Raw genomic sequence first — 13,244 nt, forward strand, 5'->3', positions numbered from 1 at the left:
CGGTTCCACGTTTGATAGTGACGCCTGTTGCCCGTGTGTGCAATGTGCGGTGTCGAGACGCTCTCGACCTCGGCTCGTATATGAGCCATTCTCGAACCAACAGGAATACACCTTCTGCTGAAAGAGGACGTCACTGCCATGGTCGAGGCGCTAGCGGTTTCCGAGGTCTACCGGGGCTGCCCGGAGGAGGCCTTTTCCTTCGAGGTGACCAGCGAGCTTCCGTCGCTGGACCTGCTCAGCGGGCATGAGCGGGCGCGGGAGGCGCTGGCCTTCGGCACCGCCATCAGAAGCGACGGCTTCAACCTCTTCGTGCTCGGCCAGCCGGGCCACGGCATGCACAGCCTGGTGGGCCGCTTCCTGGAGGAGCGCTCCCGGGGCGAGGCGCCGCCGCCGGACTGGGGCTATCTCTACAACTTCGATGACCCCTCGGTGCCGCTCTTCCTGCAGCTGCCGCCGGGCATGGGGCGCCAGCTGCGCCGGGATATCGAGGCGCTGGTGGACGAGCTGCGCGGGGCGATTCCGGCGGTCTTCGAGAGCGAGGAGTACCAGAACCGCCTGCAGGAGCTGAAGCAGGCCATGGGGGAGCGTCAGCGCGACGCCATCGAGGCGGTGCGCCGAGAGGCCAGGGAGCAGGGCGTGCTGCTGCTCTCCACTCCCAACGGCTTCACCTTCGCTCCGGCCGGCGAGGACGACAAGATGATGTCGCCGGAGGATTACGAGACGCTGCCCAAGGAGGAGCGCGACCGCATCGAGCACACCGTGGAGATCCTGCAGCGCAAGCTGACCCAGGCGATCCGCCGCATGCCCAAGCTCGCCAAGGAGCTCCGCGAGCAGATTGTGGCCCTCAACGAGGAGGTGATGCAGTCGGCCATCGGCGCGCCCCTGGCGGAGCTCGAGGAGCGCTACGCCGGTGAGGAGGGCATCCAGGCCCACCTCGCCTCGATTCGCGAGGCGATCCTCGCCCACGTGGACGCCTTCCTCTCCGACGAGCCCGAGATCCCCCCAGAGGCGGTCTTCAGCCGCTTTCACCTCAACCTGATCGTCGATAACGCCGACACCCAGGGGGCGCCGGTGATCTATCAGGATCTCCCCGGCCACCAGCACCTGGTGGGGCGCATCGAGCACCATGTGCACAACGGCACCCTGCTCACCGACTACTCGCTGATCCGCGCCGGCGCCCTGCACCGCGCCAACGGCGGCTATCTGGTGCTGGACGTGCGGGCGGTGCTGACCCAGCCCGGCGCCTGGGAGACCCTCAAGCGCATCCTGCGCGCCGGCGAGATCCGCACCGAGTCCCTGGAGCAGGCCTACGGGCTGATCAGCACCGTGACCCTGGAGCCCCAGCCGATCCCCCTGGACGTCAAGATCGTGCTGCTCGGCGAGCGGCTGCTCTACTACCTCCTCTGCGAGCACGACCCCGAGTTCCTGGAGCTGTTCAAGGTGCAGGTGGACCTGGAGGACGAGCTGCCGCGCAGCGAGGCCAACCTGGCCCTCTATGCGCGCATGGTGGCGACCCTGGCCCGGGAGTCGGCGCTGCGCCCCCTGGATCGCAGCGGCGTGGCGGCTACCATCGAGCGCGCCAGCCGTCTCGCCGACGACCAGCAGCGCCTCACCGCCCGCCATCGGGACCTCAACGACCTGCTTCAGGAGGCGGACCACTGGGCCTCCCTGGAGGAGGCCACGGTGATCACCCGGGCCCACGTGGAGAAAGCGGTGGCCCAGCAGCTCCATCGGGCCGGGCGCCTGCGCGAGCGCAGCCACGAGCAGATCACCCGGGGCACGGTGATGATCGCCACCGAGGGCAGCACCGTGGGCCAGGTGAATGGGCTCTCGGTGCTGGCGCTGGGCGACTTCGCCTTCGGCCAGCCGGCCCGGATCACCGCCACCGCCCGGCCCGGCAGCGGCCAGGTGGTGGATATCGAGCGCGAGGCGCGCCTGGGCGGGCGCCTGCACACCAAGGCGGTGATGATCCTGTCGCGCTTCCTGGCCAGCCGCTACGCGCCGGATGTGCCGCTGTCGCTCTCGGCGAGCCTCGCCTTCGAGCAGTCCTACGGCGGCATCGAGGGGGACAGCGCCTCGGTGGCCGAGGTGTGCGCCCTGGTCTCGGCCATCGCCCGGGTGCCCCTGGCCCAGGGCTTCGCGGTGACCGGCTCCATCAACCAGCACGGCGAGGTGCAGGCGGTGGGCGGGGTCAACGAGAAGATCGAAGGCTTCTTCGACGTCTGCCGGGCCCGGGGCGAGCTCTCCGGCCAGGCGGCGATCCTGCCGGCGGCCAACGTGGAGCATCTGATGCTCAAGGCGGAGGTGCGCGAGGCCATGGCGGCCGGCACCTTCAGAGTCTTCGCGGTGCGCCACGTGGATGAGGCCCTGGCCCTGCTGGCCGGCGAGGCCCCGGGCGAGCCCGACGCCGACGGACGGTTCCCCGCCGAGAGCATCAACGGCCGGGTGCAGGCGCGCCTGGCGGCCTTCCGGGAGGCGGTCAAGGCGGCCCGGGGCGGCGACGGCGACGAGAAACCGGGGGCCGGCCAGGGCGCCCATGACCAGGACGAGGAGGGCGGCGGCGATGAGTGAGCCTAGCGAAGCCATGCGGGTGCTGGCGCTGCTGGATGACTCCCGCCAGAGCCAGGCGGCTCTGACGGCGGCGGTGGCCCTGGCCGACGAGGTGAGTGCCGAGCTGGTGGCGCTCTTTATCGAGGACCTGGACCTGCTGCGCTGCGCGGCCTTCCCCTTCTCCTGCGAGGTGGGGGCGAGCACCGGGCTGACCCGGCCGCTGCAGAGCGACGAGCTCGAGGCGAGCCTGACGCGCCAGCTGCAGCGCATCACCCGGGCCCTGGAGCAGGCGGTGGCCGGCCGCGAGCTGCGCCACCGGCTGCAGGTGAGTCGCGGCCAGGTGGTGAGCGAGGCCCTGGCCGCGGCGGGGCCCGAGGACGTGCTGGTGCTGGGCAAGGCGGGGCTCTCGGCGCGCTGGGGCTGGAGCTCCCGGCTGGGCTCCACCAGCCGCCGGCTGGTGCTGGAGGCGCCCTGCACGGTGATCATCTGGGACGAGCGCCACCCGCCGGCGCCGGGGCCGCTGCGCTACTTCCGGGGCGAGCCGCCGCGCCTGCCCTGGGGGGAGTCCCTGGCCGACGCCGTGGACCGCCTTCCGCTCTTCGAGGGGCGCGAGGAGCTCGCCCTGATGGACGCCCCCACCCTGGAGCGCTTCCTGGCCCGGGCCCGCCGCGGGGCCCTGGTGGTCAACCGCACCACCCTGACGCGGCTCTTCGCGGAGGACCCCGAGGTGCTGGCGCGCATCCCGATCCCGGTCATCGTGGTGCCCTGAGCCAGGTCGCAGATAGCAACACCGCTCAAGGCTGTTCCGGCGACAGGCCGTCGAGGGGGCGCTACGAGTACTTCCTTGTAGGCTACCTCGGCCCTGCTTCGCTCTAGCGTGCCGCTCCGCTTGCAGGTCCGGTGCTGGCCATCCTTGGCCAGCCCGTTCGGAGCAGTGCTCCTCACCCCTGGGTCCTCGGACCCCCTCTCCGACCCGTCCCCGGCGCCTTTCGCTCTCCCTGTCGGTAACCGCGATAGACCTGGCGGTGGCGTGAGCCAGGCAGCGGACACCACCGCCGGTATGGCACAATAGGCGGCCCTCAAGGCAAGGAAGGATCCGCCGGATGGCGTATGTTCTGGTAATGAGCGGCCTGGCGCTGTCGGTCAGCTTCACGCTGGGCTGGGTGCTGTGGCGCACGGCGCGGGGGCTCTGGGGCCTCGTGGCCGGGCCGCCGGCTCGAGGGCGGGCCAAGCCGCGAGCGAAACCCCGGGCCAGGAAGGCCCCGGCGCCGCGCCGGGCCGCTCCTGCCCGCAAGCCCGCCGCCCGCAAGGCTGTCAGCAAGCCGGTGGAAAAGGCCCCCAGCCGGCCCTGGGGGCTGACCCGCTGGCTCTCCCGGCGCCGCTCGGCGCTGCCGCTCTCGTTGCTGGCGCTGCTGCTCTACGCCCTGACCCGGCTGGTGGAGTTCGGCATGACCCGCCGCCCCCAGTCTCCCCCCGCCGGCTACCACGACCTGGTCAACGTCCTCGGCTGGCTCGCCGCCGGGCTCCTCGCCCTGGCCCTGCTCAACCTCCTCGCCTGCTGGCGCTGCTCTCAGGCAGCTTCGGGGTCAGACCCTTAAGTCCGCTTAAGGGTCTGACCCGGGCGAACCCGAGCCTGGGGCGCTGGTCAAAAGTGCCTCCAACGGCAGGAGATCGATCGTGCTTGCAGGTATCCAACGCTTCTTCCAACAGGTGCTGGCCGAACCGGAGCACCAGGCGCCCGATGCGCCGACCCTGGAGCTCGCCGTGGCGGCGCTGCTCTGCGAGGTGATGCGCGCCGACTATCAGGAGGATCCGGCCCAGCTGACGGCGCTGCGCGAGATGCTGAGCCGGCAGCTGGCGGTGCAGGGGGAGGCGGTGGACGAGCTGGTGGCCCTGGCCCGGGAGGAGGCGGAGAACGCCGTCGACCACTACCAGTTCGTCAGCCTGATCAAGGCGCACTACGACTACCCCAGGCGCTGTGAGCTGGTGCGCCTGATGTGGGAGCTTGCCCTGGCCGACGGGGAGCACCACCACCTGGAGGAGCACCGCATTCGCCAGCTGGCGGACCTGCTCCACGTGAGCCACGGCGACTTCATTCGCGCCAAGCTCCAGGCCCAGGCCTCGGCGACATGAAACTCTTCTATTTGCTGGGCGTAATTTGGGTGATGCTGCTGAATGGGTGGCGATTCATAGAATTACCCTCTTAATTATCAGGCCGTTGCCGATTTTCTGGAAAGTGCTGCTAGACTCCCAGCATGACAGCCCTGCCCGACGGTGGGGCTTTCTCTATGCATCGTCAGGGAGACCTTCATGTCCCGCAATATCATCGTTCTTGGTGCCGGCATGGTCGGCGTGTCGGTAGCCTGGCATCTGGCGCGTCGCGGCCATGACGTCACCCTGGTGGACCGCCGCGAGCCGGGCCTCGAGACCTCCTTCGGCAACGCCGGCATCATCCAGCGCGAGGCGGTGCGCCCCTACGCCTTCCCCCGGGATATCGGCACCCTGTTGCGGGTGCTGCCCAACCGCGAGGTGGATATCCGCTACCGTCCCACCGGGATGGTGAGCGCCGCGGGCCCGCTGCTCAACTACTGGCTCAACTCCGGCGGCGAGCGCTATGCGCGCATCGTCGAGGAGTGGGCCTCGCTGATCATGCGCTGCCAGGATGCCCATGCGCCGATGATCGAAGCCGCCGGCGCCGAGGCGCTGGTGCGCAAGGGGGGCTGGCTCGAGCTCTACCGCACCCGCAAGGAGTTCGATGAGCGCCTGCAGGAGGCGAAGGAGAACCACGAGCGCTTCGGGGTGGAGTATGAGGTGCTGGACGCCGAGGCGCTCTACGCCAAGGAGCCGCACCTGGCCAAGGGGCTGATCGGCGCGATCCACTGGACCCAGCCCTGGATGGTCTCGGACCCGGGCGGCCTGGTGCAGGCCTATGCCAGGAGCTTCGCCGAGCAGGGCGGCCATGTGATGCAGGCCAGCGTCGAGGAGGTGCAGCAGGTGGGCACCGGCTGGCGGGTCAAGACCAGCGAGGGGGCCCTGGAGGCCGACCAGGTGGTGGTGGCCATGGGCCCCTGGTCCGGCGAACTGCTTGGCAAGCTGGGCATGAACGTGCCGCTGTTCGTGAAGCGCGGCTACCATATGCACTACTCCGCGGAGGAGGGGGCGACGCTCAACCACTGGGTGATGGATGCCGAGAAGGGCTTCCTGCTCGAGCCGATGCGCGCCGGCATCCGCCTGACCACCGGCGCCGAGCTGGCCGACCTGGACTCGCCGCCCCAGTACAAGCAGCTGGCCGCCGCTGAGAAGGTGGCCCGCAAGCTGTTTCCCCTGGGTAAGCGCCGCGACGCCCAGCCCTGGAAGGGCGCGCGCCCCTGCATGCCGGACATGAAGCCGGTGATCGGCCCGGCACCCGACAAGGAGGGCCTGTGGCTCGCCTTCGGCCACGGCCACCAGGGGTTTACCCTGGGCCCGGCTACCGGGGAGCTGCTCGCCCAGATGATGGACGGCGAGGAGCCGGCGGTAGAGATGGCGCCCTTCCGGGTCGACCGCTTCTGAAACGCGCATCCCCAACGACAACGGGCGCCCCGCAAGGGCGCCCGTTTCTCTTGGTGCGTGGCCGCTCGAGGCTAGGGCCGGTTGCCCCCCCGGGGGCGGCGCGTCGCATGCATGGCGAGCTTGATCAGCACGGTGACCACGAAGACCAGCCAGCCGGCGGTGGCAAAGACGTTGAACAGCAGCATCTTCTGCAGGCCGTCCAGGGGCAGCAGCAGCTCCTCGATCACCACCCCGAACAGGAAGGCCAGGGTCAGCGGCAGGGCCAGGAGATGCATCCACATTTCGGTGCGCCGCTTCCTGACGTGGTAGCGGCGCATCAGCACGCGGGTGGGGCGATGAACGAAGCTGACCAGCACCAGCGTCGCCAGCAGCAGCAGCGCGGCCATGATGGGCTCGACGCTGCCGATCTGCCCCGAGAGGCTGATCGACCAGAACACCACCAGCCACATCAGACCGGTCAGCACGGCGACCAGATCGGCATAGTGGCGCGCCTTCGGCATAGGAGATCTCCCTGTGAACTCTCGGCGCATGATACGGCATTTCAGCGCCGGGTGACGAGGTGGCGGATCCAGTACCAGCGATTGATCAGCAGCGCGGCGAAGATCAGCCCGCAGCCGGCAAACTGCAGCAGGGTCATGCTCTCCTGGTACCAGGCGGCGGCCAGCAGTGCCGTCCATACCGCCTCCAGCATCAGGATCACCGCGGCGTGGCTCGGGGTGGTGAGCCCCTGGGCGTAGACCTGCAGCAGAAAGCGCAGGATGCTGGCCAGCACCACGCTGGCGCCGAGCCAGCCCAGGGTGACGCCGTCGATGCGCGCGGGCCAGGGCTCCACCAGGGCCGAGACCAGGCCCAGCAGGATGCCCACGGTGGTGAGCTGGATGGCGGTCAGCGGCAGGGTCGGCAGCCGGTGGACCACCCGGGAGTTGACGTTGATCAAAATCGAGAAGAGCACCGCCGAGACGGTGATCAGCGCCTGGCTCGCCTCGATGCGCAGCCCGGCGTTGAGCGACAGCAGGGCGAAGCCGACCCCGGCGACGGGCAGGGCGATCCAGGTGGTGCGCGGGGGGCGGTCGCCGAAGAGGAGCCTGGCCATGATCGGCACCAGCAGGATGCCGAGGCTGTTGATAAAGGCGCTCTCGCCGAGGTGCTCCGAGTGGTGCAGCCCCAGGATCCAGAAGGCGAGGGCGCCGCTGAACAGCACGCCGACGCCGGCGCCGGTGAGCAGGTCGCGGCGGCCGAGGCGGCACAGCACCGGGGCGGCAAAGGCGCACAGCAAAAGCCCCGCGATCAGGAAGCGGCTGGCGATGAACAGCAGCGGCGGCATGCCGTTCAGCGCCTCCTTGGAGAAGATCCAGCCCGCGGCGGCCAGCAGCGTGACCAGGAGCAGCAGCAGGTCGGCGCGCAGGGGCGCGCGGGCGTTGGGGTCGAGCATCGGGAGCCTGCCGGGTGGTAGTGGAAGGGATCAAGGGCAGGGATCACGTTAGCAGACTAACGGGCTCCTGTCCGCTCCGGCAGCCGCGGCGGGCCGCTTTGGGTATACTGGGGTCACCCTTGAATGAACCCGCCAAGACAGGACACGCCGTGACCTCACTGACCCTGACCCGCCCCGACGACTGGCACCTGCACCTGCGTGACGACGAGGCCCTGGCCGCCGTGGTGGGCGCCTCCGCCCGCCAGATGGGCCGCGCCATCATCATGCCCAACCTCAAGCCGCCGGTCACCACCACCGGGCAGGCCCTGGCCTACCGCGAGCGCATCCTGGCCGCGCTGCCCGAGGGCAGCGCCTTCGAGCCGCTGATGACCCTCTATCTCACCGACCGCACCCCGGCCGAGGAGATCGAGCGCGCCCACGCCAGCGGCCTGGTGCAGGCGGTGAAGCTCTACCCGGCGGGGGCCACCACCAACTCCGACTCCGGCGTCACCGACCTCAGGCACTGCGACGAGGCCATCGCCGCCATGGCGCGGCTCGGCATGCCGCTGCTGGTCCACGGCGAGGTGACCGACGCCGAGATCGATATTTTCGACCGCGAGGCGGTCTTTATCGAACGCGTCATGAAGCCGCTGCTCGAGCGCCACCCCACCCTCAGGGTGGTCTTCGAGCATATCACCACCGCCGATGCCGCCGAGTTCGTCAAGGCGGCGCCGGCCAACGTGGCGGCCACCATCACCGCCCACCATCTGCTCTACAACCGCAACCACATGCTGGTGGGCGGGATTCGCCCCCACTACTACTGCCTGCCGATCCTCAAGCGCGAGCGCCACCGCCAGGCGCTGCTGGCGGCGGCCACCTCGGGCAATCCCAAGTTCTTCCTGGGCACCGACAGCGCGCCCCACGCCCAGGGCGACAAGGAGAGCGCCTGCGGCTGCGCGGGGGCCTACACCGCACCGGCGGCCATCGAGCTCTACGCCGAGGCCTTCGAGGCGGCGGGCGCCCTGGATCGCCTGGAGGGCTTCGCCAGCCACTTCGGCCCGGACTTCTACGGCCTGCCCCGCAACGCCGAGAGCGTGACCTTGGTGCGCGAGCCCTGGCAGCTGCCCGAGTCGCTGGCCTACGTGGGCGATTCGCGCATCGTGCCCCTGCGCGCCGGCGAGACCCTGGCCTGGAAGCTTGCCTGACAGCGCCCGCGGCATAGCGCCCCCCAGGGCCATCGCCGATGGAAGCATCGCTCAAGGCTGTTCCGGCGACAGGCCTCCAAGGGGGCGCCATGAACCCCTCCCTGGGGGCTACCTAGACCTTCCCTGGTCCACGGACCCCCTTTCCGACCTGTCCCCGGCGCCTTTCGCTGACGCGGCACTGGTAATTGTGATAGCCCTGATAGCGCCTCTGCGCGATCGAGTGGGCATGGAAATGCATCATAGGTGTTGCTATGCTGCCACCAAAGCAACGCTGATGGTGCATTTTTTGGGCTGTTTTATGGGCTTTAGCCGATGAGCCTTCACGATGAGTTGAAGCGCCGCCGTCGCGAGCTGGGGTTTACCCAGGCGACGGTGGCCGAACGCGTGGGGATGACCCGCCAGCAGTACCAGCGCCTGGAGCGCGGCGGCAATCCCCGGCTGGACACCCTTGAGCTGGCCGCCGATGGACTCAATGCCCGCCTGATGCTGATTCCCATCGACAAGTGGTATCAGGTGCAGGCGCTGCTCGAGGAGGGGGAGGCGGGCTCGGTGCCCCTCGATGAAGACCCCTGGCAGGGGCTGCTCGACCGGGAGGAGTGAAGGTGACGGACGAAAGCGTCGAGATGCTGTCGCTCTGGCTCCACGGCCGTCGCTTGGGCTGGCTGGCCGGCTATCGCGGTGGGCGCAACGTGCTGGTGTTCGACGATGCCTGGCGGCTCGACGAGAATCGCCCCACGCTGTCCCTGTCGCTCATGGCCGCGGCGCCCAACAGCCAGCGACTGCTGCAGGCGCCCTGGATACGCCGCCAGCGGCTCCACCCCTGGCTCTCCAACCTGCTGCCGGAGGGTGCGCTGCGCCACTGGTTGGCCGCCGAGCTCAAGGTGCATCCCGACAACGAGTTCCCCCTGCTGGCGGCCCTGGGGCACGACCTCCCGGGGGCCCTGGAAGTGGTGGCGGTGGCGCCGGACGAGATGCCTGAGTGGGTGCTGGCGCACCGACAGAGCGTCACGCCTCGACCGAGACGGGTAGCCGTGGGCAGGGGGTTCTCTCTGGCCGGGGTGCAGATGAAGTTTTCCATGCGCGAGCAGGATGGCCGTTTCTTCGGCGCTGGCGACGCGCTGCCCGGTGACTGGATCGTCAAGCCGCCATCGCCTCACCACCCCTGGCTTGTGCAGAACGAATATTCCGCCATGCGCCTGGCCCAGGCGGCAGGCGTCTTTATCCCCGAGATTCGACTGGTGCCCCTCGAGGAGCTGCAGGGGCTGCCGGCGCTGAATCTGCCGGACGAGCCGCTGGCCTATGCCATCAAGCGGTTCGATCGTGCAGAGGGTGGGCGGGTGCACGCGGAAGACTTCGCCCAGGTGCTGTTTCGCTACCCCTACGAGAAGTACGCCGGGCCAAGCTATGAGCAGCTGGGGCGGCTGGTGCGCGAGTTCTCCGCCGACGGTATGGCGTGTGCGGCGCAGATGGCGCGCCGCCTGCTGGTGAATCTTCTACTGGCCAACGGCGATGCCCACCTGAAGAACTGGAGCCTCCTTTACCCGGATCGTTACAGGCCGCGGCTGTCGCCCGCCTACGACATCGTGACGACGCGTGCCTACTTGCCCAACGAGCGGGAGGCGGCGCTGAACCTGAATGGCAAGAAGCGCTGGGAGCAGCTGAAGCGGGATGATTTTCGGCACTGGGCCGAGCGTGTGGGTGTCAGCTGGCCCGTGGTGGAAGCTGAGCTTCAGGACGCGCTGGCGTGCGCCAGAGCGTCCTGGCCTGACATGCTGGAGGCGCTGCCGATGGCGCACGAGCACAAGGCCCTGCTGCGCGAACACTGGCGCTTCCTGGCGCCGGAGTGGCAGATCCGCTAGCGTTCGGTGCCCTTGACCTGCCGCTCCAAGAAGTCGATGCCGGCGTCGATGGCGCCGCCGCGGGTGAGAAAACTCAGGAAGTGCCCGCGGCCGCGCTGCAGATAGAGCTCGGCCTCGCCGCCGCTTTCCACCAGAGCCGCCTGGAAGTCGGTGCTGTGGTCCAGCGGCACCAGGCGGTCCCAGGTGCCGTGGAAGAGGAAGAAGGGCGGCGGCGTGCCGTTGATCTGGTGGGCGGGGGTCAGGCCTCGTCGGCCACCGCTTCACTGCGGGCCTCGTCGGGCAGCGCGGCAAGGCGGGCCACCATGGCCTCGACCATGCGCGCCGAGTGGGTGGCGGCCACCTCCAGGAACTCCTCGAAGGAGAGGTGGTTGTCGCCACCGCCGGCGATATCCGAGAGGGCGCGAATCACCACGAAGGGGCAGCCGTAGAGGTGGCAGGTCTGGGCGATGGCCGCGGCCTCCATCTCGGCGGCGAGCATGGTGGGGAAGCGCTTGCGGGTCTGGGCCACCAGGTCGGGGCAGGCCATGAAGACGTCGCCGGTGGCGATCAGCCCCTCCACCACCTTGACCTCGCCCAGGGACTCCACGCACTCCCGAGCGATGGCCACCAGGCGCGGGTCGGGCAGGTAGGCGGCCGGCATCTGCGGCACCTGGCCGTGCTCGTAGCCGAAGACCACGGCGTCCACGTCGTGGTGGCGCACCTCGCTGGAGACCACCACGTCGCCGATCGCAAGCCCCTCGCCGAAGCCGCCGGCGGAGCCGGTATTGATCACGGCGTCGGGCTGGTAAAGATCCAGCAGCAGGGTGGTGCCCACCGCGGCGTTCACCTTGCCGATGCCGGACTGCAGGATCACCACCTCGACCCCGTGGAGCAGGCCGCTATGGAAGGTGGAGCCCACGTGGCTGCGGGTCTGGCGCTCCTCGAGCAGGGAGGCGAGATGCTCCACCTCCTGGGCCATGGCGCCGATGATACCGATGCGCTGCATTGTTGCGTCTCACTCTTCTGAGGGGTCAGACCCTTAAGGGAACTTTGGGGTCTGACCCCCAGGGGGATTTAGCGGGCGTCGTGGAGGTCGGCGGCCTGCAGGGTGTTCTCGAGCAGGGTGGCGACGGTCATGGGGCCGACGCCGCCCGGCACCGGGGTGATCCAGCTGGCGCGCCGGGCCGCGGCGTCGAAGTCGACGTCGCCCACCAGGCGGCCATCCTCCAGGCGGTTGATGCCCACGTCGATGACGATGGCGCCCTCCTTGACCCACTCGCCCTTGACCAGCCCCGGCTTGCCCACGGCGACCACCAGCAGATCGGCGCGGCGCACCTGCTCCTCGAGGTTGCGGGTGAAGCGGTGGCAGACGGTGGTGGTGCAGCCCGCCAGCATCAGCTCGAGGGCCATGGGCCGGCCGACGATATTGGAGGCGCCCACCACGGTGGCGTCGAGGCCGCGCACCTTGAGGTCGCTCTGCTCGAGCAGGGTCATCACCCCCTTGGGCGTGCAGGGGCGCAGCAGCGGCAGCCGCTGGGCCAGGCGGCCCAGGTTGTAGGGGTGGAAGCCGTCCACGTCCTTGTCGGGGCGGATGCGCTCGAGGATGGGGCGGGCGTCCAGGTGGGCCGGCAGCGGCAGCTGCACCAGGATGCCGTCCACCGCCGGGTCGGCGTTGAGCGAGTCCACCAGGGCCTCGAGCTCAGCCTGGCTGGTCTCGGCGGGCAGCCGGTGCTGGAAGGATTCGATGCCGGCCTCCACGCAGGCGTTGTGCTTGTTGCGCACATAGACCGCCGACGCGGCGTCCTCGCCCACCAGCACCACGGCGAGCCCCGGCGCGCGGCCCCCGGCATCGCGCCGGGCCTGGACCTGGCGGGCGACCTGCTGGCGGACTCGGGCGGCTATGGACTTGCCATCGATCAGTTGGGCGGACATCGCGCTTCCTCTGGCGGTTGGGTGGAGGCGGGCGACAGGCCCGCCCGCGGTAACGAGAAGGCGTGATTTTCGCATGCCGGGGCGGGGAAACAAAGCGCGAGACCGGTAATGGTGTGCCAAGCACTTGACCGCAGGGGAAAGTCACGTAGAATATGCAGCGCTCGACGAGGCCCCTGCGGCGGCGTCAGGCCAGCGATATCGCCGGCGGAGTGTAGCGCAGTCTGGTAGCGCGCCTGCTTTGGGAGCAGGATGTCGGGGGTTCGAATCCCTCCACTCCGACCACAACCTCTTGAATGATCTGAGAAATTCTGGATCCTGGGGTTGCGGCGAGGCAGCCTGGAGAGTAGAATGCGCCCATAGCTCAACCGGATAGAGCAACGGCCTTCTAAGCCGTAGGTTGCAGGTTCGAGTCCTGCTGGGCGTGCCAGCTTCTCTGGTGCGTGCGGGACGACGGTCGAGTAGTGGTAGCAAGTAGCAGCATCAGGCAGTAGCTGTCGTAGTGGTGGATGTAGCTCAGTGGTAGAGCCCCGGATTGTGGCTCCGGTGGTCGTGGGTTCGATCCCCATCATCCACCCCATTACGACACATGTTTCAAGGCAGTGGTGGATGTAGCTCAGTGGTAGAGCCCCGGATTGTGGCTCCGGTGGTCGTGGGTTCGATCCCCATCATCCACCCCACTCCTTGAACCCTCTGTTAGTTTTCCTGTCTATCCCCCAGCGTCGCGGGCTCAAACGAGTCGGCGGTTTTTGCGTTTCC

At 69.1% G+C, this 13,244-nt stretch carries 13 protein-coding genes and 4 tRNA genes; 12 read left to right on the forward strand and 5 right to left on the reverse strand.

All coding sequences use genetic code 11. The annotated features are described in order from the left end of the window. Positions 1 to 138 precede the first annotated feature (138 nt). The 5 genes from NHL60_RS08450 to NHL60_RS08470 all read left to right on the forward strand — a co-directional run bounded on the left by NHL60_RS08450 (position 139) and on the right by NHL60_RS08470 (position 6,102). Complete coding sequence (locus NHL60_RS08450) at positions 139 to 2,571, forward strand: Lon protease family protein (RefSeq protein WP_253451394.1); 2,433 nt, start codon at positions 139 to 141, stop codon at positions 2,569 to 2,571. Next, positions 2,564 to 3,319 carry a universal stress protein gene (locus NHL60_RS08455; protein ID WP_253451396.1) on the forward strand — a complete coding sequence of 252 codons (756 nt, stop codon included), beginning with the start codon at positions 2,564 to 2,566 and terminating at the stop codon, positions 3,317 to 3,319. Before NHL60_RS08450 ends, NHL60_RS08455 begins: the two co-directional genes overlap by 8 nt. A gap of 334 nt (positions 3,320 to 3,653) precedes the next feature. After that, the gene (locus NHL60_RS08460) at positions 3,654 to 4,148 is read left to right on the forward strand and encodes a hypothetical protein (RefSeq protein ID WP_253451398.1); all 495 of its coding nucleotides are present in this window, start codon (positions 3,654 to 3,656) and stop codon (positions 4,146 to 4,148) included. A gap of 79 nt (positions 4,149 to 4,227) precedes the next feature. Beyond that, positions 4,228 to 4,683 (forward strand): TerB family tellurite resistance protein, encoded by a 456-nt coding sequence (locus NHL60_RS08465; protein ID WP_253451400.1) that lies wholly within the window; start codon positions 4,228 to 4,230, stop codon positions 4,681 to 4,683. 177 nt (positions 4,684 to 4,860) lie between these two features. After that, the gene (locus tag NHL60_RS08470; protein ID WP_253451402.1) at positions 4,861 to 6,102 is read left to right on the forward strand and encodes an FAD-binding oxidoreductase; all 1,242 of its coding nucleotides are present in this window, start codon (positions 4,861 to 4,863) and stop codon (positions 6,100 to 6,102) included. 71 nt (positions 6,103 to 6,173) lie between these two features. Here the strand turns inward: NHL60_RS08470 and NHL60_RS08475 are convergent, their stop codons facing one another. Both NHL60_RS08475 and NHL60_RS08480 read right to left on the reverse strand, forming a co-directional pair. Then, positions 6,174 to 6,602 carry a hypothetical protein gene (locus NHL60_RS08475; RefSeq protein ID WP_253451404.1) on the reverse strand — a complete coding sequence of 143 codons (429 nt, stop codon included), beginning with the start codon at positions 6,600 to 6,602 and terminating at the stop codon, positions 6,174 to 6,176. Positions 6,603 to 6,643: 41 nt separating this feature from the next. Further along, the gene (locus NHL60_RS08480; protein WP_253451406.1) at positions 6,644 to 7,534 is read right to left on the reverse strand and encodes a DMT family transporter; all 891 of its coding nucleotides are present in this window, start codon (positions 7,532 to 7,534) and stop codon (positions 6,644 to 6,646) included. 149 nt (positions 7,535 to 7,683) lie between these two features. Here NHL60_RS08480 and pyrC point away from each other — a divergent pair, with 149 nt between their 5' ends. From pyrC to NHL60_RS08495, 3 genes are all read left to right on the forward strand, one after another. Then, positions 7,684 to 8,718, forward strand: a complete 1,035-nt coding sequence (pyrC, locus tag NHL60_RS08485; RefSeq protein WP_253451407.1) for a dihydroorotase — start codon at positions 7,684 to 7,686, stop codon at positions 8,716 to 8,718. 312 nt (positions 8,719 to 9,030) lie between these two features. After that, the gene (locus tag NHL60_RS08490; RefSeq protein ID WP_253451409.1) at positions 9,031 to 9,318 is read left to right on the forward strand and encodes a helix-turn-helix domain-containing protein; all 288 of its coding nucleotides are present in this window, start codon (positions 9,031 to 9,033) and stop codon (positions 9,316 to 9,318) included. A 2-nt stretch (positions 9,319 to 9,320) separates the two neighbouring features. After that, on the forward strand, positions 9,321 to 10,577 hold the full coding sequence (locus NHL60_RS08495) for a type II toxin-antitoxin system HipA family toxin (RefSeq protein WP_253451411.1): 1,257 nt from the start codon (positions 9,321 to 9,323) through the stop codon (positions 10,575 to 10,577). On the opposite strand, the gene NHL60_RS08500 is transcribed toward NHL60_RS08495, so the two are convergent. From NHL60_RS08500 to folD, 3 genes are all read right to left on the reverse strand, one after another. Further along, a complete protein-coding gene (locus tag NHL60_RS08500; RefSeq protein ID WP_367399355.1) occupies positions 10,574 to 10,819 on the reverse strand; it encodes an alpha/beta hydrolase family protein in 246 nt (81 codons plus the stop codon). The two genes, NHL60_RS08495 and NHL60_RS08500, sit on opposite strands and share 4 nt — an antisense overlap. Beyond that, positions 10,816 to 11,562: a 5'-methylthioadenosine/S-adenosylhomocysteine nucleosidase gene (gene mtnN / locus NHL60_RS08505; protein WP_253451413.1), complete on the reverse strand. Its 747-nt coding sequence runs from the start codon at positions 11,560 to 11,562 to the stop codon at positions 10,816 to 10,818. The genes NHL60_RS08500 and mtnN overlap by 4 nt, the downstream gene beginning before the upstream one ends. Before the next feature lie 68 nt (positions 11,563 to 11,630). Next, positions 11,631 to 12,488, reverse strand: a complete 858-nt coding sequence (gene folD / locus NHL60_RS08510; protein WP_253451415.1) for a bifunctional methylenetetrahydrofolate dehydrogenase/methenyltetrahydrofolate cyclohydrolase FolD — start codon at positions 12,486 to 12,488, stop codon at positions 11,631 to 11,633. A 205-nt stretch (positions 12,489 to 12,693) separates the two neighbouring features. Between folD and NHL60_RS08515 the strand changes: the two genes are divergently transcribed. From NHL60_RS08515 to NHL60_RS08530, 4 genes are all read left to right on the forward strand, one after another. After that, positions 12,694 to 12,770 (forward strand) — tRNA-Pro (locus NHL60_RS08515). A gap of 68 nt (positions 12,771 to 12,838) precedes the next feature. Next, a tRNA-Arg gene (locus tag NHL60_RS08520) sits at positions 12,839 to 12,915 on the forward strand. Positions 12,916 to 12,990: 75 nt separating this feature from the next. Then, positions 12,991 to 13,065 (forward strand) — tRNA-His (locus tag NHL60_RS08525). A 25-nt stretch (positions 13,066 to 13,090) separates the two neighbouring features. Next, a tRNA-His gene (locus NHL60_RS08530) sits at positions 13,091 to 13,165 on the forward strand. Positions 13,166 to 13,244: the final 79 nt, after the last annotated feature.

Source organism: Halomonas sp. Y3 (genome assembly GCF_024137965.1).
In the GTDB taxonomy this organism is placed as follows: Bacteria; Pseudomonadota; Gammaproteobacteria; order Pseudomonadales; family Halomonadaceae; genus Halomonas; species Halomonas mongoliensis.

Coding starts and splice junctions, on each gene's coding strand:
- NHL60_RS08450 (WP_253451394.1), top strand. CDS start 139: ATGGTCGAGGCGCTAGCGGTTTCCGAGGTCTACCGGGGCTGCCCGGAG.
- NHL60_RS08455 (WP_253451396.1), top strand. CDS start 2,564: ATGAGTGAGCCTAGCGAAGCCATGCGGGTGCTGGCGCTGCTGGATGAC.
- NHL60_RS08460 (WP_253451398.1), top strand. CDS start 3,654: ATGGCGTATGTTCTGGTAATGAGCGGCCTGGCGCTGTCGGTCAGCTTC.
- NHL60_RS08470 (WP_253451402.1), top strand. CDS start 4,861: ATGTCCCGCAATATCATCGTTCTTGGTGCCGGCATGGTCGGCGTGTCG.
- NHL60_RS08475 (WP_253451404.1), bottom strand. CDS start 6,602: ATGCCGAAGGCGCGCCACTATGCCGATCTGGTCGCCGTGCTGACCGGT.
- NHL60_RS08480 (WP_253451406.1), bottom strand. CDS start 7,534: ATGCTCGACCCCAACGCCCGCGCGCCCCTGCGCGCCGACCTGCTGCTG.
- NHL60_RS08490 (WP_253451409.1), top strand. CDS start 9,031: ATGAGCCTTCACGATGAGTTGAAGCGCCGCCGTCGCGAGCTGGGGTTT.
- mtnN (WP_253451413.1), bottom strand. CDS start 11,562: ATGCAGCGCATCGGTATCATCGGCGCCATGGCCCAGGAGGTGGAGCAT.
- folD (WP_253451415.1), bottom strand. CDS start 12,488: ATGTCCGCCCAACTGATCGATGGCAAGTCCATAGCCGCCCGAGTCCGC.